This window comes from Streptomyces sp. ME02-8801-2C (genome assembly GCF_033793965.1).
In the GTDB taxonomy this organism is placed as follows: Bacteria; Actinomycetota; Actinomycetes; order Streptomycetales; family Streptomycetaceae; genus Streptomyces.
Map to the genome: position 1 here is coordinate 448,932 of NZ_JARAXP010000002.1, position 22,690 is coordinate 471,621.

The window sequence follows — 22,690 nt, forward strand, 5'->3', positions numbered from 1 at the left end:
GGCGTCTGGCGCCGCCGGGTCAGACGGTGATGGGCCGACAGCTCTTGCAGGCCCGGTAACCCGCCTCGCGGGCGTCGTGCGCGGTGCGGAAGTGCACCCGGTGCCCAGGAGTGATGCGGCGGGCGTGGGCGCAGGTCGGGTGGCAGTAGATGAAGGTGGTGTCGCTGCCGAGGAACACCGTGCCGGCCCGGGACAGCTCCGTCACCCGGGTCATGTCGATGTGCTCGGCCCGGCGCAGGGCCTCGCCGGCTTTCGGCAGGTAGGCGGCGTCGCAGGGCGAGCCGTTGTCGTGCGTGACCCGGTGGCACGGAATGAGCACGGCGACGGGGTTGGCCGCCAGCGCGCGCAGGATGTCGGCGGCCGAGGGCGGACTCCCGGTGCCGGCCTCGCGGGCGATCCAGCTGAGCGGACGCAGTTGCCCCGCGGGAATGTTCCGTACCGCCTCCAGGACCGCGCGCTGCTCCTCCGGCAGACCGGACAGGTCGATCGCCAGCCGGTGGGCCCGGCCCGTGCGCAGTGCGGGGACGATCCCGGGCCACGGCTTGCTGCCCGGGATCGCCGAGCGGCCGGTGCGTGCGCGGTGCAGTTCCTCGAACGCGGCCCCGGTCAGCCCTGCCGAGTCCAGGCAGGCACCGGTCACCGCCTGCGGGCTCGCGGCCACGAACAGACCGCCCGCGGCAGTGTCGAGGCGTACGTAACTGTCGTAGTGGTCCTCGGAGATGCCCACTCGGCGCAGCACACGCAGCGCGAAGTCCGGCGGCGCGGCTGATGCGAGATCCGGCAGACGGCGTGTGAAGTCGTCGCCGTTGCTCCCGTTCACAATGTCACCTCCTTCAGAGCTGTCGGCTCCGATGCGAGCAGGCGCCGCAGGCCGGCCAGCCCGCGGGAGACCTGCGCCTTGGCGGTGCCGACCGCACAGCCCTGCACCTCGGCCACCTCTGTGTAGCTCATCCCCATGACATGGTGAAGCACGACCGGTATCCGATGGTGCTCCGGTAAGGACGACAGTGCCGTGACCAGGCGCGACCGGTCCTCCGTTGTCACCGCGCGCTCCGCCGGGCCGGGGCTGTGGTCCGGCCAGACGTCCATGGTCTCCTCCACGGGCAGCCCGGCCGTGACCGGACGCCGACTGCGTGTACGCACGTGATTGCGCCACACGTTCGCCGCGATGGTCATCAGCCACGCACGGGGGCGCAGCTCACGGCGCCGTGCCGGGGGGTATCCCTGCAGGGCCGTGTAGGCGCGCAGAAACGTGTCCTGTCCCAGGTCGTCCGCCTCGGCGAGGGAGCCGGAGACGCGGTACAGGAACGCGTGCACCGCCCCGGCGTGAACCCGGACCAGCTCGGTGAAGCCGGCTTCGAGGTGCGCCGCCAGAAGATCGGTCAGCTGCTCTGCCTTGTCGTCCATCACTGAAACAAACACCGTCCAGGGGCAGGGTGTTGCAGCCGTGCGGGGGCGGTCATCGACGGACGACCGGAGCGTCCAGTGCCGAGCTGCCGACCAGGACCGCGTGATGCAGGCGCTGCATCCGGGGGACGGGCTCGATGCCCAGGGAGTCGCCGAGCTGCCGGCGCAGGCCGTGGAAGACGTCACTGGCTCGTTTGCGCTCGCCGGACCGGTACAACGCCACCATCAACTGTGCGTGCACATTCTCGTGGGTGGGGTGGCGCGTGGCCAGAGCGCTCAACTCGTCGATCAGCTCACGATGCTTGCCGAGCGCCAGATCGGCCTCTATGCGCTGTTCCAGGACCCCTTGCCGGGTCTCCGCCAGTTCCGCCAGGTGCGGTGAGCTGAGAGGGCCCGTGCAGACGTCGGACAGAGCGGGCCCGCGCCATTGCGCGAGGGCCAGGGTGAACCTCCGCGAGGCCGTCCGGTGGTCCCCTGCGGCGGCTGCCAGACGCCCGAGCCGGGTCAGCTCCGTGAACCGGGAGCGGTCGAAATCGGTTGTTTCGAGGGCGAGTTGATAGCCCTGGTTCTTGGTCAGGAGCAGATGCCTGCGGTCTCTGCGGGGGCCGCGCAGGGACTGTCGTATGTGGAGCACGTACGTCTGGAGCGTGGACATCGCGCTCTTGGGGGGAGTCGAACTCCACAGCTCGGTGATGCAGTCGCTGGCCCGCACCATCTGTGGCGCGTGCAGCATCAGGAATGCGAGGAGCTGGCGGGGTTTCGGTGCGCTGGGTACCAGATTTACTCCAGTGTCGGACAATAAGAGAGGGCCGAGAATACCCGAGTTCATGAAGAGTTCCTATCCCCGTGAATGTTGTAACACTTCGAACTGGCATTCTATTTCGCGAAATTAAGGCTAGGAGGGCCTCGCGTCGGTGTCAACGGAAAAGGAGCGATAAGGAATCAGGTCGGCCGACCGGTTCTTTTGCGTCGAAATCCAGAAGGGCCCGCGGTGTCCGGGCCGTGGGCGCATCGGATGCGGGCTGTCAGCCGCTCTGCCCTGTCGTCCATCACTGAGACAAACACCGTCCAGGTGCAGGGTGTTGCAGCCATTCAGGAAGGCAGTCCGGCGGCTATTTGATCCGCGGCTTGCGGGCCGTAGGCGCAACGGATGCGGGCTGTCAGCCGTTCCCGCACCAGCGGGTAGCCCTGGGCCTCGGGCGACTCGAGCGCGGCCGCCGCCAGAGCGCACCCGAGCTGCGCCCCGCGCTCGGCACACCACCCCCAGACGGCACCCGCCAGAAAGCCGGCGCGGAACGCCTCGGCGGTCCCCGACGGATCGCCCTCCCGCACCGCGCACACCCCCTCGACACCGGCCGTGGGCCGCCCGCGCCGCATGACGGCCGCTCCGCGCGGCCCGCGTGTCACGACCCAGGTACCCACCCTGCCGAGCAGTTCCGCCTCGCCCCACCCGGTGAGGTCGCGCAGCAGCGGCACGTCGAACTCGTCCGTGAAGGCGTAGCGGGCCCCGTCGACGAGTCTGCGGGCCTGCCTGCCGGTGAGGAGGGGCAGCCGGTCGCCGGGGTCGGCCGCGAAGGGGATGCCGAGCCGCCTGCACTCCTCGGTGTGCCGCACCATCGCCTCGATGTCCCCCGCCGCCACGACGACGAGGTCCAGTCCGCCGATACGGCGTGCGGCCGGCAGCAGGGTGATGTGCCGGGACTCCGTCTGCGCGCCGTCGTACGACAGCCTGAGCCGGCCGTCCTCGGCGTCCCTGATCTCCACCGCCCGCGCCGTGTCCAGTTCCTCGCTGACTCGGACGAGTTCGAGGTCCACGCCGTACGACAGCAGGGAACGGCCGTAGTCGGCGAAGTCCCTGCCGACCGCCCCGGCCAGAAGCGGCCGCAGGGCCAGACGTCCCAGTCCCACGGCGATGTTGGCGCCCGCCCCGCCACGGCGCACCCGCAGGGTCTCGGCCCGCACGGCGGCGGCGCCGCGGTCCATCGCCGTGCCGTCGGTGAGCCGGCCCGCGACGGTCAGCACCTGGTCGGTCGCGATGGCGCCGGTCACGGCTATGCGCATGCTGATCAACTCCTAGGGAGCCAGGACCCGTCAGGAGGCGACGACGCGGCCCCGGACCGCAACGGTCCGGGGCCGCGTGCGGTCGGACCGTTACCGTCCGACGGCCCGCCGCAGCGCGTCCACGCGGTCGGTCCGTTCCCAGGTGAAGTCGGGCAGTTCACGGCCGAAGTGGCCGTAGGCCGCGGTCCGGGCGTAGATCGGGCGCAGCAGGTCCAGGTCGCGGATGATGGCCGCCGGGCGGAGGTCGAAGACCGACGTCACGGCCTTCTCGATGGCGGCCTGCGGGACGGTGGCGGTGCCGAAGGTCTCCACGAACAGGCCGACCGGCTCGGCCTTGCCGATGGCGTACGCGACCTGCACCTCGCAGCGGGAGGCCAGCCCCGCCGCGACGACGTTCTTCGCTACCCAGCGCATCGCGTAGGCGGCGGAGCGGTCGACCTTGGAGGGGTCCTTGCCGGAGAAGGCGCCGCCGCCGTGGCGGGCCATGCCGCCGTACGTGTCGATGATGATCTTGCGGCCGGTCAGGCCCGCGTCGCCCATCGGGCCGCCGATCTCGAACCGCCCGGTGGGGTTGACCAGCAGCCGGTAGCCCTCGGTCTCCAGCTTGACGCCCTCATGGGCCAGCTCCTCCAGGACGTGCTCCACGACGTGTTCGCGCACATCGGGAGTGAGCAGGGAGTCCAGGTCGATGTCACCGGCATGTTGGGAGGAGACGACGACGGTGTCGAGACGCTTGGGCTTGCTGCCCAGATACTCGACGGTGACCTGGGTCTTGCCGTCCGGGCGCAGGTACGGCACGGTCCCGTCGCGCCGCACCTCCGACAGCCGCCGCGACAGGCGGTGGGCCAGCTGGATGGGCAGCGGCATGAGACCGGGGGTCTCGTCGCAGGCGTAACCGAACATCAGACCCTGGTCACCGGCACCCTGCAGGGCCAGCCGGTCCTCCTGGGCCGACGAGGCGCCGTCGGCCCGCTGTTCGTAGGCGGTGTCGACGCCCTGGGCGATGTCGGGGGACTGGGCTCCGATGGAGACGGACACGCCGCAGGAGACACCGTCGAAGCCCTTGGCGGAGGAGTCGTAGCCGATCTCCAGGACGGCTTCGCGGACGAGGGCGGGGATGTCGACGTACGCGCTGGTGGTCACCTCGCCCGCGACATGGACCTGACCGGTGGTGATCAGGGTCTCCACCGCGACGCGGGCCGTGGGGTCCTGGGCGAGGAGGGCGTCGAGGATCGTGTCGCTGATACGGTCGGCGATCTTGTCGGGATGGCCTTCGGCGACCGATTCCGAGGTGAAGAGCCGGGCAGACATGAGAACTCCAGGGGTCGGTACGGCGGGGCGTGCGTCAGGATGTGCGGTGACGTTCCAGGGCGTGGTCCACCAGGGAGGCGGCCGCGCCCGTGTACGTGGCGGGATCGAGCAGCTCCGCCAGTTCCCCCGGGCCCAGTGACGGCCCGATCAGGGGGTGTTCGGCGAGGACGTCGGCCAGGGGCCGTCCGGTGCGCGCGGCCGTCCCGGCCGACTCGGACAACAGCCGCTTCGCCGTGGCCTTGCCGAGCCTGGGCGCCAGGACCGCGGCGATCCGCTCGGACGACATCAGGGCGCCCGTCGCGGCCGTGTTGGCCCGCATCCGCTCCTCGTCGACGACGAGCCCCTCGCACAGCTCGACGGCCGTGTGCGAGGCGCCGCCTGCCAGCCGCAGGCACTCCCGCAGCAGCAGCCACTCGGCGTGCCAGACACCGCCCGAGCGCTCGTCCTCGGTCACCAGGCACTGCGTCAGCGCACCCGCCAGCGCGGGAACCTGGAGCGCGGCCGAACGGATCAGGGTGGCCAGCACCGGATTGCGTTTGTGCGGCATGGCCGAGGAGGCACCGCGCCCGGCCACGGGTGGCTCGGCGACCTCACCGACCTCGGTACGGCCCATCGACTGCACGTCCACGGCGATCTTCCCCAGCGCCCCGGTCACGAAGGCCAGGGCCGCGGCCGCGTCGGCGATGGGGGAGCGCAGCGCGTGCCAGGGCAGCGGGGACGCGGCCAGCCCGGTCTCGGCCGCGAACGCCTTCGACAGCGCCGCCGCGTACGCCGCGGGGTCCGCGGCCGGCGCGCCGTCCACGGCCGAGTACTCCAGATAGCCGGCCAGGGTGCCGGCCGCACCACCGAGCGAGACCGGCAGCCGGCCGTCGAGCAGCCGGTCCACGCGGTCGGCCGCCTCGCGCACCAGCAGTCCCCAGCCGGCCGCCTTGAGCCCGAAGGTGGTCGGAACTGCGTGCAGGGTGAGCGTCCGCCCGGCCATCAGCGTGTCCCGGTGCCGTGCCGCGAGCCGGTCCAGTGCCGCCGCGGTGCGCAGCAGATCGGCGTGGACCAGGCGCAGCGCCCGGTCGCAGACCAGCATGGCGCCGGTGTCGAAGATGTCCTGGCTGGTCGAACCGCGGTGCACGTACTCGGCGGCCTTCGGGTCCTCCTCGGCGACGGCCGCGGTGAGGTCGCGGACCAGGCCCACCACCGGGTTGGCGCTCTCCCGCGCCGCGACGGCGAGCCGGCGCAGGTCGAACCGCTCCGCGCGGGCGGCCCTGGTGATCACCGCGGCGGCCTCCGCCGGCAGCGTGCCGAGCCCGGCCTGGGCGCGCGCCAGCGCCGCCTCCGCGTCCAGCATCGCCTGGAGCCAGGCCTCGTCGCCGACCGCCCGCTCCACCGGGGTGCCCGCCCGCACCGGGGAGAGCAGCCCGGCATCCGGTCCCGCCGGGTGTGCCGTCATGCCGGCGCCTCCGTCAGCGTCCTGCCCGAGCGTCTCCGGGAGGCGCCCGCGCGGGCGGGGGCGAGGGCCAGGACCGCTCGCGCGATGGCGTCGGAGTCGCCCAGGGTCACCGAGTTCACGCCGGGCCTGATGCCGGCCGCCGTGACCCAGTGCACCGCCTCCGTCGGCACTCCGTACGCGAAGCGCCGTGGATGCCCACGGCCGTATGCGTCGACCAGGTGGTACGGGCGCTCGGTGACCTCCAGCCCGCCCGTCTCGTAACTCGTGCCGCACGCACCGGGGATACGGAACGGACGGCACTGCCCGGTGGACAGCATCGCGCGCAGCAGCGGATCGGAGGTCCGGCGCAGGTCCGGTTCCGGCAGGCGCGCCTCGACCAGCACCCTGGCGCGCACGGGGGCGCCCCCCACCGCGTCCGACTCGGCGACGAACGCTCCCGCCGTGCCGTCGACGCGCACCCTCAGGCCCGGTCCGATCAGGTCCAGGACGCCCGCCTCGAGCAGCGCGATCAGCTCCTCGATGCGTGAGAAGGGCGGGCCGATCGACAGGAAGGCGTTGAGCGGGGTGTACCAGCCCTCCACTTCGTCCCGGTAGGAGTTTCCGTCCAGCCCGCCGTGGTCGAGGGCGAGCCGCACCTCGTTGCGCAGATCGCGCAGCACGTCCAGCGCCGCCTTGAGCGGCCCGCTCACGTTGCCCGCACGCGCCTCGCGCACGTCCTGGCGCAGATGCTCCAGCATCCAGCGGCGGAACTCCGCCCGGTCGGCGAACTCCCCGTCGCCGTGCGGCCGGAAGATCCGGTCCCAGTCCCACCGCTCGTCGTGCGCGATGCGGTACGTGTCGAGCAACTCGCCTGTGTGGACAGGACCTTCGGGCAGGGCCACGAACCGCTCGACGAACTCCTCGCGTTCGGCCTCCCGGCCCCGGGCGGTCAGCAGCGCCGCGTAGTAGACGCTCTCCACCTCCCTGGCGATCAGGGGCCACAGGTCGGTGCCGAAGTACACGCGCTCACCGTCCACCGCGCGTTCCCGCAGCGCCGCGACCACCTTCTCGGTCAGCAGGCGCGGCTCGTGACGGCCGTGCGCGCCCTTCTCGTTGGCGCCGCGGGCGTGGTAGGGGATGCCGCGCCGGGAACCCGCGACGATGCGCGGCTCCCGGCCGGAGGGACGGTAGACGAGCCGTTCGCCGACGCGGTCGAAGCGGCCGCCGCGCCCCACGGTGAGCAGCGCCATGTGGTCGAAGAAGTTCAGGCCGAGCCCGCGCAGCAGCACGGTCTCGCCGGAGCGCACGTCCGACAGGTCCAGGTCGGCCGGGTTGGCCGGCAGGACGTGCAGCAGCCCGTGGGCCCGCGCGCGCCGTGAGAGCTGCCGCTGCGCGGAGGAGACGTCGGTCGGCACGTGGCCCTGGGAGAGAACGACCGCGTCGAGGCCGTCGAGTATCTCCCCGTCGGACAGGACGACCTGCTGCGCGCCGTCCTCGGGCCGCTCCCGCAGGGCGACGGCCCGGGCCCGGTGGACCCGCACCCGTACGTGCGGCGGGGCGCCGGACACCAGCCGGACGAAGACGTCCTCCAGGTAACGGCCGTAGAAGGCACGGGACGGGTAGTCGTCCGGGCCGAGCCGGCGCGCCTCGGCGAGGACGGCCTCGTCGTAGAGCGCCGCCTCGCCCGGCCCGTCACCGAGCGTGCGGGCCCACGCGTACAGACTGGGGCCCGGCTCGACGGGGCCGTCCATCTCCACGCTGGCGTCGGTGAACACGGTCACCTGGGAGGCGACGGTGTTCATCAGCAGCACACGTGACTGTCCGGTGCGCCACACCCGCCCGGCTCCGGGACTGTAGGGGTCGACGACGTGCACGGTGACCGCCCGGTGAGCGGGTGCGGAGCGCTCGTTGGCGCACAGCCGCTCCAGTACCGACAGACCGCGCGGTCCCGCACCGACGAGGCACAGGCAGAGATCACCGCTGGGCATAGGTGTACTCCATGGGATCAGGGGAGGGCGGGGGCGGAGGGGGTGCCTCCTACCGGTGCGGCGACCAGCAGACTCGTCTCGAGGGCGAGGGAGTGCACGCTTTCCAGACGCAGGCCCGCGGCGCCCAGGACCGAGCGGTAACCGTCGAGGGTGCGCTCGCGGCCGCCCGCGGCCATCAGCAGATGCATGTCCCACAGCAGCGGCAGCACGGACGCCGTGCCGTCGGTGGCCACGACCCTCTCCAGCACCAGCAGGCGGCCCGTGTCCGCCATGGCCGCGCGGATGTTGGCGAGGAGCGTCACACATCGTTCGTCGTCCCAGTCCTGCAGCACCCGGGACAGCAGGTACACGTCGTTGCCCGCGGGGACCTTGTCGAAGACGTCGCCCGCGATGGTCTCGTAGCGGTGGGCGCCGACGGTGGCGCTCAGGTGCCGCTCGGCCACCGGCAGCATGTGCGGCAGGTCGAAGACGGTCCCCGTCAGGTGCGGGTGGGCCTGGAGGACGGCCGACAGCAGCAGGCCGCTGCCGCCCGCCACGTCGACCACGGTGTGCGCCCGCGTGAAGTCGAAGGCCGCCGCCGCCTCGGGGAAGAACACGTTGCCGGCGTTCATCGCGCGCAGGAACCGCGGCCCTGCGTCCGGCACATCGCGCAGGTACGCGTGCAACGAGATGCCGAAGGCGTGCTCGAAGCCGGAGGCTCCGGTGCGGATCGCGGGCACCACCGCACCCCAGGCGCGGTGGAACTCCTCCCCGTACAGCAACACCATGTCGCGCATGGACTGTTCGCCGTCGGCGACGAGAAGCGCGCCCACGTCGGTGAGCCCGTAACCCTCCTCCTCGTCGCCGGTGAACACGCCCAGCGCCGCGAGCAGCCGCAGCAGCCGCGCGAGGCCGTCCTCACTGGCGCCCGTGTGATCGGCCAGCGCCGCCACCGTGCCGTGTCCGGCGGCGATGTGGTCGGGCAGGGACAGAGCGGCCGCCGCGTGCAGGGCCTGCGCCCGCCACGTGCCGGTGATCAGATCCACCACCTGACGCGCGGCCGTCGTCTCGCTCCGGGGCATGATCAGACCTTCCGAACCGGAGCGGACACGGCGAGCGCGGGGTCGCCGGCGCGGGACAGGGCGGCGCGCAGCCGTTCGCGCAGCAGCCGCTTGAGGACCTTGCCCGTGACACCCACGGGGAGTTCGGAGCGGTCGGCGGCCAGCAGCAGCCCGCCGAGCGGTGCCAGGCCCTCACGGGCCAGGGCCGCGTTGCACGTCTCGAGCAGCCGGGCCGCGTCGCGCCGGGTGCCGTCGGCGAATAGAACGACCGCCAGGGGACGGGAGTGACGAGGGGAGCCCGGATCGTCGACCGCGACGACCGCCGTGTCCAGCGCCTGCGTGGCGTTGAGGACGACCTCCTCCACCGGCAGGCTGTGCACCGGACCGTCGACGGTGTGGATCACGTCGGGGGTGCGGTCGAGGTGGTACCAGGTGCCGTCGCTGTCGCGCCGCATGATGTCGCCGGTGAGGAAGTACCCGTTGACCGTCGATTCCTCGGTCAGGTCCGGCTCGTCCAGATAGCCGGCGGTGATGCTGGGGGTCCGCACACCGAGCCGGCCGGCCTGCCCGTCGGGCAGTTCACGGCCCTGCTCGTCGAGCACCGCGGCCTTGCGTACCACCTTGGCGGGCAGTCCGATGTGGCGGGCGTACCGGGTCGTCTCCGGCGTGTAGGCCTGCTTGAACAGCACCATGCCCATCTCCGACGAACCGAGTCCGTCCAGGTAGCGTGAGCCGTTCAGTGCCTTGCCGTTCTCGTAGCGTCGGCCCAGGGCGATCAGCGGGCGGATGTGCCGCTCGTGGGAGGCGTCGCCCATGCCGTGCCACGTGTGGATGTGCCGGGCGGCCTCGGGGCCGATCTTCTCGGTGGGTATCTCGGCCAGGGTGAGCGGGAAGGCCAGCACGGTGGTGGGGTGGAACAGGTTGACCGCCCGGGCCACGGCCTCGCCGCTCGCGTCGTCCAGGATCAGCGTCGGGATGCCGAGCAGGATCGCCAGGCTGAGGTAGCTGATGCCCGCCGAGTGGCTGTGCGGCAGTGCCGTCAGCAGCCGGTCGGAGCGCAGCGAGGGGAAGGACCACAGCCGTTCCCGCTTGCCGGCGAAGAACGAACCGTGGTGGAACACCGGGGCCTTGGGCCGGCCGGTGGTGCCCGACGAGTGCGAGATCATGATCAGGTCGTCGTAGGCGTGCCGGTGCGGGAAGCCGGGCATCGGCCGGGGCGGCAGAGGAGCGGTGACGGCGAGCGAGGCTATGTCCCCGAGCTCGGGCGTGGCCTTCCCGGGTGCGTCCGACTCCCAGGCGTCCGTGAGGCCCTTGAGCAGATCGGCGTCGCCCACCAGCACCGTGGTCCGGGTGCGCAGGAAGTATTCGGCGGCCGTCGCCGGGGCCATCCTGGGGTTGCAGTGCACGGCGGCGGCGCCGAGCGACGTGATGGCGATGTGGTGGATCAGGCCGAGCAGCCCGTCGCGGGTGTGCAGGCCCACGTGCGCCCCCGGCACCACTCCCCGGCCGCGGTACCAGTGCGCGTAGCGGATCGCGGCGACGCGCACGTCGTTCAGGGACATCGCCCTGGGCTCGTCCGTCGCCCAGGTGGGTGAGGACACATCGGGGTGGAACAGCAGCGGACGGTCCCGGTCACGGGCGACGCGCCACGCGTGCCAGAAGAAGTTGCCCGCCCCCAGATCCCGGTCCGCGTGGAGGCGCAGGCGTTGCGCCGCAGACCTGTGTGTGCCGAACAGGAACATAGGAATACCTCACACTCCGCAGTGATGCGCCGAATTCTTCGGTCACCGGTGAGACATCGCGGCCCGTGATACCCCAGCGGTTCGGTAAAGGTTCGTGGTGGAGTCTCCAACCGGCTTCTAAAGGGCCGATGGAAAGCCGCCCCCGGTCGACGATCTTGCTTCGTTCTTCAGCGCGGGTTGAAACGATCGCATCGGTTCGATCAAGAGAAGGCTGGAGGCCGCGTCGGATGGACGATCCGCTGACAACCCCGGTCGCCGTGGTCGGCGGCGGTCCGGTCGGATTGATGCTTGCGCTGTTGCTGGACCGCCAGGGCGTACCCTGCGTCGTCCTCAACTCCCAACCGGACGTGCCAGATCAGCCACGCGGCAGCACCCACAACGCGCGGACCATGGAGCACTACCGCACGCTGGGACTGGCCGGGCGGATCCGCGAACTCGGTCTGCCTGCCGGTCACTCGGCCGGCATCTCCTTCTTCACCCGCTACAACGCGCCCGAACTGGCCCTGCTGCCCTGGCCGGGCAGCGGCGAGGTGCTGCGCCGGCGGGCCACGGCCGACCGCACGGACCCGTCCCCCGAACCGATGCACCGGGCGAACCAGCTGTACGTCGAGCGGCTGCTGCTCGACCACGCCCGCACCCGGCCGCGCATCACCCTGCGCTACGGCTGGACGGTCACCGCCCTGCACGAGAACGCGGAGCACGTCGACGTCGTCGCCGAACGCGACGGCGCCCGGAGCGTGTTCAGGGCGGCGTTCGTCGCGGGCTGCGACGGCGGGCACAGCCTGGTCCGGCGCCACCTCGGCATCCGCTACGAGGGTGAGGGCACCCTCGACCAGGACATCCTCGGGCGCCGTTCCACCGCCGCCCATCTGCGGGTGCCCACGCTGTACCGGGACTTCCTGCGCGGCCGCGGCGCGTGGAGCAACTGGGTGGTCAACGCGGACCTCGCCCTGAACCTGATCGCGCTCAACGGCGTGGACGAGTTCTTCCTGCTCACCAGCTCCGTCGACCCGGACACCGCGACCGACGAGGACTTGGTGCGGCTGGTGCGGCGGGCGGCGGGAGAACCCCTGCCGGTCGAGGTGCTCAGCCAACGGCCCTGGACCGCGGGCGCGGCGCTGGTCGCGGAGTCGTTCGGCACGGGCCGCATCCGGCTCGCCGGCGACGCCGCGCACCTGTTCACGCCCAACGGCGGCTTCGGCATGAACACCGGGGTCGACGACGCCGCCAACCTCGCCTGGAAACTCGCGGCGGCCGTGCGGGGCTGGGCGGGCCCGGATCTCCTCAACACCTACGGCATCGAGCGCCGGTCGATCGCCCTGCGCAACACCTCGGCGGCCAGGACCCTCGGCCAGGGACTCGGCGCCGTCGACCGGCCCGCCCGGCTGGAAGCGGATTCCGCCGCAGGCGAGGCCGCCCGGGCCAGGACCGGAGCACAACTCGCCGAGTACGGGATGCGCACCCTGGACACCCTCGGGGTGCAGCTGGGCGCCCGCTACGACAGCTCCCCGATCGTCGCCGGGGACGGGTCCGGGCCGGTGCCCGACTCCTTTTCCGCGTACACGCCCTCAGCCGTGCCGGGCGGCCGTGCACCCCACCTGTGGCTCGACGACCGCCGCACGGACGGCAGTTCGCTGTTCGACCGGTTCGGCCCCGGGTTCACGTTGCTGCGGCTCGGCCCGCGTCCGCCGCGAACCGCACGGATCGAGGCCGCGGCCCGGGCCCGGGGAGTGCCGCTGCGGACCCTGACGCTCGACGATCCGCTCGTACGTGAGCGGTACGAGCGTGACCTGGTGCTGATCCGCCCCGACCAGTACGTCGCCTGGCGGGCCGACCGGGAGCCCGGTGACCCCGGCGCGCTCCTGGCGCTGGTCACCGGGGGACCGCACGAGACGGTGGCGACACGGCCACCGGCCACCGCCCGCGGGCGGTGGTAGCCGAGCGCAATCCGGGTCCCGCTGCCGGACCGGCAGAACCTGAGTGACGTAGAATCCGCGCGCGGATCGCGACATTTTGACCGGGTGTTCCAGAGGGTCGACCTCCTGCTGGCCATGCCCGGGCGACGATGGGGGAGTCACCATGGAATTTCGCGTTCTCGGCCCTCTGAATGTGTACAACGACGAAGACCGCCTCAGAACCCCGACCGCGCCGAAACAACGGCAATTGATGTCGCTCCTCGCGCTCAACGCGAATCACGTCGTGTCCGTGGCGCAGATAGTCGAGGAGATATGGGAGTACCGGCCGCCGTCGAGCGCGGTCGCGGCGGTGCACACCTATGTCATGCAGTTGCGCCGCTCCCTGGACGGGGCCCGGCGCGGCCCGGGCCGCGGCCCCGGCAGGCTGCAGACCCGTGACCAGGGGTACGTGCTGAAGCTGAACCCCGGTGAACTGGATCTGGACCGCTACGAGCAGCAGGTGCGGGCCGCGCGCGCCACGCTGGAGGCGGGCGAGTACGCCGAGGCCGCAGGGCAGTTGCGCGCCGCCGAGATGATGTGGACCGGGCCGATACTCGTCGACGTGCCCACCGGTCCGCTGCTCAGGGCCGCCATCGAAGTCGTCGAGCGCGACCGGCTCGACGCCGTTCCCCAGCGCCTGGGCGCCGAGCTGCGCCTCGGGCGGCACCACGAGATCCTCGGCGAACTCACCGCGCTGGTGCACCAGTACGGTACGCACGAGGACCTCGTCGCCCACCTCATGCTCGCCCTGTACCGGTCGGGCCGGCAGGCCGACGCGCTGATGGCCTACCACCGGCTTCGGGCCCGGCTACGGGAGGAACTCGGCACCAAGCCGTCGGCGCGACTGCAACGCCTGCACACCCACATGCTCTCCGGGCACCCGCGGCTGGAGCCCCCCTCCAGCCCGCGCTACCGGCAGTCGCTCAACCTGCTGGCCGAGCGAACCGTGTCCGCTCCGGGTGGCCCGGGCCGCGACGACGGGCTGGTCAGGGTCTGACGTCCGGGTGGCCGGCGCGAGACCGGACGGGGCGTCGGGGTGGCGGCCGGGCAGCCAGACCAGGGCGCCCACCAGCGCCGGCCCCATCAGCAGGGCCGCCACCCCGAACGCCTGCCCCGCCCCGGCGGCCACCCCGGCGCCCCGGCCGCACACCGCCACCGCGAGCACGGTGCCGAGCGCCGTCCCCAACTGCCCCGCGCACTGCACCAGGCCCGCCGCCAGCCCGGCGCCGACACCCCGGAACCGGCTCAGCGCCACGACCTCGCACGACATCCAGATCAGCGGAAGGCCCGCGCCGGCCAGCACCAGCCCCGGCAGCATGCCCGAGACGTACCCCGAGGCGTGCGAGCGCGCGGCCAGCGTCCACAGGCCCGTCCCCAGCAGCAGACAGCCGAGCACGCACGGCAGACGGGCGCCGTACCGGGCGAGCAGCGCGCTGCAGGCCCGGCCCACGACGAAGATGCCCCCGACCATCGGCAGCAGGGCGGCTCCGGCGGCCGGCGCACTGAACCCGTAGGTGTCGCGCAGCAGCATGCCGCCGAGGAAGGCGACGGGCGCGGCGGCCGTCGACACGAGCAGGATGCCGGCCGCACCGCACACCAGGTTCCGGTCGCGGAGCAGGGAGGTGGGCAGCAGTGGTTGGGGACAGGTGCGTTGCCGTTGCGCGAAGACGGCTGCCAGCGCCGACGCGCCGAGCGCGGCGTACGCCGTGTACCGGTCCGTGCCGTGCGCGGCCAGCCGCACCAGGGCGTACACGGCCGCGAGCAGAGCGCCGGTCAGCGCGGCGGCCCCGGCCAGGTCGAGGCGGACGCCGCGGATGCGGGGCGGGTCGGGCAGCGGGGTGCGGCGGGCCACCACCAGGGCGACGGCGATCACGGGGACGTTGAGCCAGAAGGCCCAGCGCCAGTCGAGGCTGCCGACCACGAGACCGCCGCACAGCACACCGGCCACCGCACCGACGCCGCCGGCGCCTGCCCACAGGGCCAGGGCGCGAGGCCGCTGCTCCGGTGCGGCCGCCGTCACCAGCAGCGACATCGCGGCGGGCACGAGCACGGCGGCCGCCAGCGCCTGCCCGGCGCGGGCGGCGACGAGGAGAGGGCCGCTGGTCGCGGCGCCGCACAGGGCCGAGGTCACGGCGAAGGCGCCCATGCCGTGCAGGAAGAGACGCCGGGCGCCGGCCAGGTCCGCCAGCCGGCCGCCCAGCAGCTGGAGCCCGCCCATCAGCAGCACGTATATGTCGGTCACCCATTGCACGGCGTGGAGTGACATCGACAGGTCGCGCCGGATGTCGCTGAGGGCGAGCGTCACGATGCCCGTGTCGGCGTTGGCGAGCAGGGGTGCGAGGACGGCCAGCGCGAGCACCCGGCGGTTCAGTGGGGGCGCCGCGCCTTCGCGCGTGCGGGCAGGGGCGGACAAGGCCATGACGATTCCCGGGAGTCGGCGCCGATGCCGTCGCGCGAGGGCCCACAGCGGGGCGGGCGGGAACGAGCAGCCCGCGGCCTGCCGTTCGGATCGGCGCGGATCAGGAAGCGGGACCTGGTGCGGGCCGGCACGGGACGCGGGCGAAGGCCCACCGGAGCGGTGGCGGCCGGCGGCGACACGGCAGGCATGAGTGCGGGGCACGTCGGCCCGGCGATCCGAACGAGTGGCCTCGGAGCCGCGAAACGACACGGCGGGGCAGGACAAGGCAGGGGAGAGAAAGGAGAGGCGGACGAGGCCCGCCGTGGAGGGCATGCGCTGGGCGGGGCCCTACGGAGGCCGGGGGAGGGACGCGGGGCGCCGCGGACTCCGGCCGAGGAAAGGTGGTGGAGCTCAGGAGATCAATGGCGGGCGGGCACCCGGCTTGCCCGGTGCGCGCCGGCGGGTGAGGTGTCGGACCTGACGGTTACGGCGGGACAGGGCCTGTTCGCGGCGGAGGCCAGATCGAGGGCGGCGCCACCGCGGCCGGCACGGCCGGGATCGGCGGTGCCGGCCGGGGCCCGGGTCCGGGAAGAGACGGAACTCCGGCGGGCCTCCGGTGGGGCAGCGGCGGGTCACACAGAGGGCGACGGACGCGGAAAAACGTTGCCGGCGGCGTCGACGGCCCGTCCGTACCGGGTCGACGCACGCCGCCGACGGGGCGTCCTGCGTCCTGTGCCCGGCCGCCGTGCGGCGGCCGGGCGCGTGCGGAGGGACCGGAACTCGCCGGCCTCCGCACGGGGTGCTCAGAGCTCCTTGAGGAGCCCGCCGTCCACGACGAACTCGGCACCCGTGGTGCTGCCGGAGCGCGGCGACGCCAGCAGCACGACGGCGTCGGCCACCTCCTGCGGCTCCACGAAGCGGCCCGTGGCCAGGTTCAGCATCTCCGGGACGACGCTGTTGATGACGTTGTCCTTGTCGGTGCCGGCCTGCGAGGCGATCATGTCGGCGACGCCGCCCTCGTCCGTCCACCACGGCGTCTTCACCACACCGGGGGAGACCGTGTTCACGCGGATGCCCTGCGGCCCGAACTCGCCCGAGAGCACCTTGGTGATGTTGCTCAGGGCGGCCTTCGCGGCGCCGTAGTCGACGTTGATCGGCGAGGGCTGCCGGGCGTTGCCCGAGGAGATGTTCACGATCGCGCCGCCGCCGCGCTCCAGCAGGTGCGGGATGGCGGCACGGATGGCACGCACGGCCGAGAACAGGTTGAACTCGAACATGGCACGCCACTCCTCGTCGGAGGCGTGCAGGAACGAGCCGCGCGGCAGGGTCACACCGGGCGGCGGGCCGCCGGCGTTGTTCACCAGGATGTCGAGCCCGCCGAACTGCTCCACGGCGCGGGCGACGACCTGAGCCGGCGCGTCCTCGTCCATGAAGTCCGCCGAGACGTGGACGAGGTTCGGGCCGGCCAGGGCGTCCAGCTCCGGGGTGCTCTTGCGGGACGTGGCCACGACCTTGGCGCCCTCTTCGAGGAGCGTGCTGACGATGGCCAGGCCGATGCCCTTGGACGCGCCGGTCACGACGGCGACCCGGCCGGAAAGCTGCAGATCCATAAGGTTCCTTCTCAATGGTCGGCCCCGCCCTGAGGTGGGGGAGGAGCGCGGTGCGATGTGCTCTCGACAAGGGAAACCCCGCCGTGCCCGAAGGTGTTGCAGGCACTTTTCACCGGACTCGCGGAGTCAGCGGTGCCAGCGCATGACCTCCTCGGGGAGGTCCTCCAACTCCGCGATCTCGGACGGCTTGCGGTCCATGTACCGCGGGTCGCACCCCTGGTGTCCCAGCAGCCGGGCGACCGGGGCCAGCACGGTGAACAGGGCGCGCTGCAGCGCCCACGGGGGCGAGGTGAACCGCACCACGTCGCCGAACTCCAGCGTGGTCACCGCCTGTTGGAGCAGCTTCGGCATGCCCTCGGGCGTGGTCTTGCCGTCCTGTGCGAGCCCGAACAGTTGGCGCAGCACCAACTGCTCGAAGCGGTCGCTGTTCTTGCGCACCTCGCAGATGTGGAAGGCCTGTTCGCCGCTGCAGTTCCACCAGCGGTGCTTGATGCCGGGCTGGATGAGCACGCTCTGCCCGGGCTTGTCGAGGGTCACCTGGCGCCCGCCGATCAGGAAGGCGACCTTGCCCCGCACCAGCGTGAAGCGTTCCTCGCTCACCGGGTGCAGATGCTCGCCCGACACGGCGCCGCCGGGCTCGGAGTACACGTCCATCACGGTGCGCGCCCCGCCCGTGTGCGAGGACGGCGTTCTGATCACGACCCGCTCCCTGCACCGCGGGTTCTCGTACACCTCACCGATGTTGACCGTCACCGGCCGACTCCTTCCAATGGCGAATTCAGCCTGGAATCCGATGGTGGCGATCGGTGGGCCGTCCGACACTCCCCATCTTGCGGTCGTATCCCGGAATTAGCCGTTCAGGGATTCGACCGCAAGATCCGGAGTGTTTTCCGCGATGGCTGATTCGTACTGTCGCGGCGCAGTCGAAGCGCGTGAAGCGGGCGCCGAAAATGGCGAGAACGGGAGACGTTAAAGTGCGCGACAACAATGGGATGGGCCGCAGGCGGTTCTTCACGACCGCCGCGGCGCTGGGCGGTACGGCCGCCGTGGGCGGGGCCCTGGCCGGGCAGGCGGCGGCAGCGGGGGAGGAGGCCGCCGCCGCCGTCACGTTCGCCCCGGTGACGGTGACACCGGCGGACGCTCAGTACGGCGAGCTGGTGCACGGCATGAACAACCGCTACGTCGGCAACCCGGAGACCGTCCAGATCGTGGACGACGTCTCCCAGGTGGCGGGTGTGGTGCAGGCGGCCGTGACCGCGGGCAAGCGTCTGACCGTGCGCTCCGGCGGGCACTGCCTGGAGGACTTCGTCTTCAACCCCGAGGTCCAGGTGGTGCTCGATCTGTCACAGCTCAACCAGGTGTACTACGACGCCGGGCGGCGCGCGTTCGCCGTCGAGACGGGCGCCCAGCTCCTGGACGTCTACACCCTGCTGTACCAGGTGTACGGCGTCACCGTGCCCGGCGGGATCTGCTACTCCGTCGCCGCCGGCGGCCACGTCAGCGGCGGCGGCTGGGGCCTGCTCTGCCGCCAGCTCGGCCTGATCATCGACTACCTGTGCGCCGTCGAGGTCGTCGTGGTCGGCGCCGACGGCAAGGTGCGCACCGTCGTGGCGACCAACGATCCGAGCGACCCCCACCACGAGCTGTGGTGGGCCCACGCGGGCGGTGGCGGCGGCAACTTCGGCGTGGTCACGCGCTACTGGTTCCGCACCCCCGGCGCCACCGGCAACGACCCGAAGAAGCTGCTGCCCCAGCCGCCCCGCGAGGTGTACCTGGTCGCGCAGGCCTGGCCGTGGGAGAGCATGACGGAGGCGAAGTTCGCCCGGCTGACACAGAACTACGCGCGTTGGTTCACCGCGCACAGCGCCCCGCGAACCCCCGAACTGGCCTTGGCCAGCTTCCTCGTGCTGACCCACAAGTCCGCCGGCCAGATAGCCATGGTCACCCAGGTCGACGCCACCGTCCCCAACGCCCGCCGGCTGCTCGACGGCTATCTCGCCGCGATCGGCGACGGCGTCGACGTACCGACGGCGGCCGTCACCCGCCAGTTCGCCGAGTTCGGCCCGATGGCCGCCTACGCCGAGCCTCGCAAGCTGCCGTGGCTGGAGGCCACCCGCTACCTGGGCACCACCAACAGCAACCTCACCGACCCGACCTACCGACAGGAGTACAAGTCCGCGTACATGCGCGCGGAGTTCCCCGACCGCCAGCTGGCGGCGCTGTACAAGCACCTGACGCGCAAGGACGTCACCCTGCCCGGCGCGTCCATCACCCTCAGCTCCTACGGCGGCGAGGTCAACCGGCTCGCGCCGTCGGCCACCGGCTACCCGCACCGCGAGTCGTTCTTCAAGATGATGTGGATGTCCCTGTGGAACGACCCGGCACAGGACGCCGCGTACATCGCCTGGAACCGGCAGTGCTACGCGGAGGTGTACGCCGACACCGGCGGTGTGCCCGTGCCCAACGGCGTCACGGACGGCTGCTATGTCAACTACCCGGACAACGACCTGAACGACCCGAAGTACAACACGTCGTCGACGCCCTGGTACTCGCTCTACTACAAGGACAACTACCCGCGGCTGCAGCAGGTGAAGAAGAAGTACGACCCGGCGAACTTCTTCCGCCACGCCCAGTCCGTCCGCCTTCCGTGACCCACGCGTGAAGGCCGCCCCCGGAGTTCCGGGGGCGGCCTTCACGCGTGCGCGGTGCGGAACTCAGCGCTTGACGGCGAACGTCAGCCCGTCCGCGTAGGGGATCACGCTCAGCTCCACCCGCTCGTCCTGGCGCAGCCGCGGGTTGAAGTCGCGCAGTGCCCGCGTCTCGGAGTCCTGGGCGGACTCGTCGAGCAGAGCGCCGTGCCACAGCACGTTGTCGACCACGACGAGTCCGCCGGGGCGCAGCAGTTCGAGCGCATACTCGTAGTACGCCGTGTAGTTCTCCTTGTCCGCGTCGATGAACACGAAGTCGAAGGTGCCGGCGGAGTCCTCCTCCTTCAGCAGTCGCTCGAGGGAGGCCCGGGCGTCGCCGATGCGCAGGTCGACCTTTTCCGCGACGTCCGCCCGCTTGCAGTAGTCGAGCGCCATGGCGCCCCACTCCTCGTTGATGTCCAGCCCTACCACCCTGCCGTCGGCGGGCAGCGCGAGCGCCGTCGACAGCAGGCTGTAACCGGTGAACACGCCGACCTCGAGAGCCCGCCGGGCCCCAGTCGCCTTCAACAGGGTCCGCATGAACTGGCCCTGCTCCGGCGAGATCTGCATCAGGTGCAGCGGGAGCTGCGAGGTCTCCTCGCGCAGCTCCCGCAACAAGTCGGGCTCGCGCAGCGAGACATCGGCGACGTAGTCCTGGAGTGCGTCGGTCAACTCGACCTGGAGTCTCATGATTGGCCACCTCGTGTCGGGTACTCGAATCCGAGAAGGAATTACAGGCGCCGGCACACACCGGTGTCAATCATTTCCGGCCTCCTGGATATTGCGCAGAAATGCCGCCGTTGTTCTCGATCGATACTTCAGTGGCCACCGGCACAATGCCACTTGAGAGAGCGCCTGATTCGAGGGCTCATTTCTTTTCGAGGAGTGCCGATGGGCGACATGCAACGCCGCTTTCGCGACTGCCTCGGCCGGTTCGCCACGGGTGTCACCGTGGTCACCGTCGAACACGGCGGCGACGGCGTGCACGGTGCCACGGTGGGCTCGTTCACCTCCGTCTCCCTCGATCCCCCGCTGGTGATGGTGTCCCTGGACCGGCGCAGCCGGATGTGCGACCTGCTCACGGGCGCGTCGTCGTTCGGCGTGAACATCCTCGCCGCACACCAGCAGGACCTGGCCCTGCACTTCGCGGGCCGGCCGCTGCCCGCGGACACCTCCGTGTCCTGGGACCCCGCTGCGACGGGGCCGCGCCTGGCCGACTGCGCCGCCCACCTCGACTGCGAGCCCTGGGCCGCGTACGACGGCGGCGACCACGTGCTGCACGTCGGGCGGGTGCGGGGCTTCTCGACCTGGGACGCGGAGCCGCTGGTCTTCCACGGCGGGGTCTTCCGCCTCCTCGACACCGCGCCCGGCCACCACGCGTGGGCGGGCACCCTCGACGGACCGGCGGACGGCGCGTGGTCGTCGGGAACCGCGGCGCTCCACTCCTCGCTGGGTCACTGACCGCCACGACCGGACAAGGACACACCATGACGCTGCAGCAGGGCGAGGCCTCCGCCTCCGCACCGGCTCCCCGCACCACCCGCCCCCTGACCGGCGACGAGTATCTGGAGAGCCTGCGCGACGACCGCGAGGTGTACATCTACGGCGAACGCGTCGACGACGTCACCAAGCACCCGGCGTTCGCCAACCCCGCCCGGATGACGGCCCGTCTGTACGACGCCCTGCACGATCCGGACCGCCGCGACGTGCTGACGACGCGCACCGACACCGGGAGCGACGGGTACACCCACAAGTTCTTCCGCACACCACGCAGCGTCCAGGACGTCGTCGAGGACCGTGAGGCGATCGCCGAGTGGGCCCGCCTCACCTACGGATGGATGGGCCGCAGCCCGGACTACAAGGCGGCCTTCCTCGGCACGCTCGGTGCCAACTCCGACTACTACGCGCCGTTCCAGGACAACGCGCGGCGCTGGTACCGCGAGTCCCAGGAGAAGGTGCTGTTCTGGAACCACGCGATCATCCACCCGCCGGTCGACCGGCACCGCCCGTCCGAAGAGGTCAAGGACGTCTTCGTGCACGTGGAGAAGGAGACCGACGCCGGCCTCGTCGTCAGCGGCGCCAAGGTCGTCGCCACCGGCTCGGCCATCACCCACTACAACTTCATCTCGCACTACGGACTGCCGCTCAAGGAGAAGGAGTTCGCGCTGGTCGCGACCATCCCGATGGGCGCGCCCGGCCTGAAGCTGATCTGCCGCCCCTCCTACGCGGCGACGGCCGCCGTCATGGGCAGCCCCTTCGACTACCCGCTCTCCTCGCGCCTGGACGAGAACGACACCATCTTCGTCCTCGACAAGGTCCTCATCCCCTGGGAGAACGTCTTCCTCTACGGCGACGTCGACCAGGTCAACGGGTTCGCCCCGAAGTCCGGCTTCATCCCGCGTCTGACCTTCCACGGCTGCATCCGCCTCGCTGTGAAGATCGACTTCATCGCCGGGCTGCTGGCCAAGGCCGTCGAGATGACCGGCACCAAGGACTTCCGCGGTGTCCAGGCCCGGGTCGGTGAGGTGCTCGCCTGGCGCAACATGTTCTGGGCCCTGACCGACGCCGCCGCCCGCAACCCCGAGGAGTGGAAGGACGGGGCCCTGCTGCCGCGCCTGGAGTACGGCATGGCGTACCGCTGGTTCATGACCCTCGGCTACCCGCGCATCAAGGAGATCATCGAGCAGGACGTCGCGAGCGGCCTGATCTACGTCAACTCCAGCGCCGAGGACTTCAAGAACCCCGAGGTGCGCCCCTACCTCGACAAGTACGTGCGCGGCTCCAACGGCTACGACGCCGTCAGCCGCGTCAAGCTGATGAAGCTGCTGTGGGACGCGGTCGGCACCGAGTTCGGCGGTCGCCACGAGTTGTACGAGCGCAACTACTCCGGCAACCACGAGTCGGTGCGCAGCGACATCTACATGACCCAGCTGGAGACCGGCCAGCTCGACGCCTACAAGGGGTTCGCCGAGCAGTGCCTCCAGGAGTACGACCTCGACGGGTGGACGGTCCCCGACCTCGACTCGTTCCACGGCCTGCGCGGAGCCAGGAAGAACTTCTGGCACTGA

General features: G+C 71.6%; 17 protein-coding genes and 1 pseudogene. 5 read left to right on the top strand and 13 right to left on the bottom strand.

Annotated features, from left to right (window positions below; all coding sequences use genetic code 11):
* Positions 1 to 19: 19 nt before the first annotated feature.
* From PV396_RS06635 to PV396_RS06675, 9 genes are all read right to left on the bottom strand, one after another.
* A complete protein-coding gene (locus PV396_RS06635; RefSeq protein ID WP_319201383.1) occupies positions 20 to 820 on the bottom strand; it encodes an MGMT family protein in 801 nt (266 codons plus the stop codon).
* A complete protein-coding gene (locus tag PV396_RS06640; RefSeq protein ID WP_319201385.1) occupies positions 817 to 1,407 on the bottom strand; it encodes an RNA polymerase sigma factor in 591 nt (196 codons plus the stop codon). Before PV396_RS06640 ends, PV396_RS06635 begins: the two co-directional genes overlap by 4 nt.
* Before the next feature lie 52 nt (positions 1,408 to 1,459).
* Entirely contained in the window at positions 1,460 to 2,236 is a 777-nt protein-coding gene (locus PV396_RS06645) for an AfsR/SARP family transcriptional regulator (protein ID WP_319201387.1), read from the bottom strand.
* Positions 2,237 to 2,499: 263 nt separating this feature from the next.
* Positions 2,500 to 3,468 carry a PfkB family carbohydrate kinase gene (locus PV396_RS06650; RefSeq protein ID WP_319201389.1) on the bottom strand — a complete coding sequence of 323 codons (969 nt, stop codon included), beginning with the start codon at positions 3,466 to 3,468 and terminating at the stop codon, positions 2,500 to 2,502.
* Between the two features lie 90 nt (positions 3,469 to 3,558).
* The gene (gene metK / locus PV396_RS06655; RefSeq protein WP_319201391.1) at positions 3,559 to 4,779 is read right to left on the bottom strand and encodes a methionine adenosyltransferase; all 1,221 of its coding nucleotides are present in this window, start codon (positions 4,777 to 4,779) and stop codon (positions 3,559 to 3,561) included.
* A 34-nt stretch (positions 4,780 to 4,813) separates the two neighbouring features.
* Complete coding sequence (locus tag PV396_RS06660; protein ID WP_319201393.1) at positions 4,814 to 6,223, bottom strand: adenylosuccinate lyase family protein; 1,410 nt, start codon at positions 6,221 to 6,223, stop codon at positions 4,814 to 4,816.
* Complete coding sequence (locus PV396_RS06665) at positions 6,220 to 8,190, bottom strand: FAD/NAD(P)-binding protein (RefSeq protein WP_319201395.1); 1,971 nt, start codon at positions 8,188 to 8,190, stop codon at positions 6,220 to 6,222. The genes PV396_RS06660 and PV396_RS06665 overlap by 4 nt, the downstream gene beginning before the upstream one ends.
* Before the next feature lie 17 nt (positions 8,191 to 8,207).
* Positions 8,208 to 9,251 carry a methyltransferase gene (locus PV396_RS06670; protein ID WP_319201397.1) on the bottom strand — a complete coding sequence of 348 codons (1,044 nt, stop codon included), beginning with the start codon at positions 9,249 to 9,251 and terminating at the stop codon, positions 8,208 to 8,210.
* Between the two features lie 2 nt (positions 9,252 to 9,253).
* The gene (locus PV396_RS06675) at positions 9,254 to 10,972 is read right to left on the bottom strand and encodes a class I adenylate-forming enzyme family protein (protein ID WP_319201399.1); all 1,719 of its coding nucleotides are present in this window, start codon (positions 10,970 to 10,972) and stop codon (positions 9,254 to 9,256) included.
* Between the two features lie 227 nt (positions 10,973 to 11,199).
* On the opposite strand from PV396_RS06675, the gene PV396_RS06680 reads away from it, so the two are divergent.
* Both PV396_RS06680 and PV396_RS06685 read left to right on the top strand, forming a co-directional pair.
* Positions 11,200 to 12,909, top strand: a complete 1,710-nt coding sequence (locus PV396_RS06680) for an FAD-dependent monooxygenase (protein ID WP_319201401.1) — start codon at positions 11,200 to 11,202, stop codon at positions 12,907 to 12,909.
* 142 nt (positions 12,910 to 13,051) lie between these two features.
* Complete coding sequence (locus PV396_RS06685) at positions 13,052 to 13,924, top strand: AfsR/SARP family transcriptional regulator (protein ID WP_319201403.1); 873 nt, start codon at positions 13,052 to 13,054, stop codon at positions 13,922 to 13,924.
* Positions 13,925 to 14,104: 180 nt separating this feature from the next.
* Here the strand turns inward: PV396_RS06685 and PV396_RS06690 are convergent.
* From PV396_RS06690 to PV396_RS06700, 3 genes and pseudogenes are all read right to left on the bottom strand, one after another.
* A pseudogene (locus PV396_RS06690) lies at positions 14,105 to 15,658 on the bottom strand (MFS transporter); the annotation flags it as partial.
* 470 nt (positions 15,659 to 16,128) lie between these two features.
* Positions 16,129 to 16,935, bottom strand: a complete 807-nt coding sequence (locus tag PV396_RS06695; protein ID WP_319201405.1) for an SDR family NAD(P)-dependent oxidoreductase — start codon at positions 16,933 to 16,935, stop codon at positions 16,129 to 16,131.
* 126 nt (positions 16,936 to 17,061) lie between these two features.
* Positions 17,062 to 17,688 carry a cupin domain-containing protein gene (locus PV396_RS06700; protein WP_319201407.1) on the bottom strand — a complete coding sequence of 209 codons (627 nt, stop codon included), beginning with the start codon at positions 17,686 to 17,688 and terminating at the stop codon, positions 17,062 to 17,064.
* Positions 17,689 to 17,909: 221 nt separating this feature from the next.
* On the opposite strand from PV396_RS06700, the gene PV396_RS06705 reads away from it, so the two are divergent.
* Positions 17,910 to 19,586: an FAD-binding oxidoreductase gene (locus tag PV396_RS06705; RefSeq protein ID WP_319201409.1), complete on the top strand. Its 1,677-nt coding sequence runs from the start codon at positions 17,910 to 17,912 to the stop codon at positions 19,584 to 19,586.
* Positions 19,587 to 19,649: 63 nt separating this feature from the next.
* Here PV396_RS06705 and PV396_RS06710 read toward each other — a convergent pair whose 3' ends face one another.
* The gene (locus PV396_RS06710) at positions 19,650 to 20,312 is read right to left on the bottom strand and encodes a class I SAM-dependent methyltransferase (protein ID WP_319201411.1); all 663 of its coding nucleotides are present in this window, start codon (positions 20,310 to 20,312) and stop codon (positions 19,650 to 19,652) included.
* Positions 20,313 to 20,513: 201 nt separating this feature from the next.
* On the opposite strand from PV396_RS06710, the gene PV396_RS06715 reads away from it, so the two are divergent.
* Together PV396_RS06715 and PV396_RS06720 are read left to right on the top strand one after the other, a co-directional pair.
* Positions 20,514 to 21,083 (top strand): flavin reductase family protein, encoded by a 570-nt coding sequence (locus tag PV396_RS06715; protein ID WP_319201413.1) that lies wholly within the window; start codon positions 20,514 to 20,516, stop codon positions 21,081 to 21,083.
* 26 nt (positions 21,084 to 21,109) lie between these two features.
* Entirely contained in the window at positions 21,110 to 22,690 is a 1,581-nt protein-coding gene (locus PV396_RS06720) for a 4-hydroxyphenylacetate 3-hydroxylase family protein (protein ID WP_319201415.1), read from the top strand.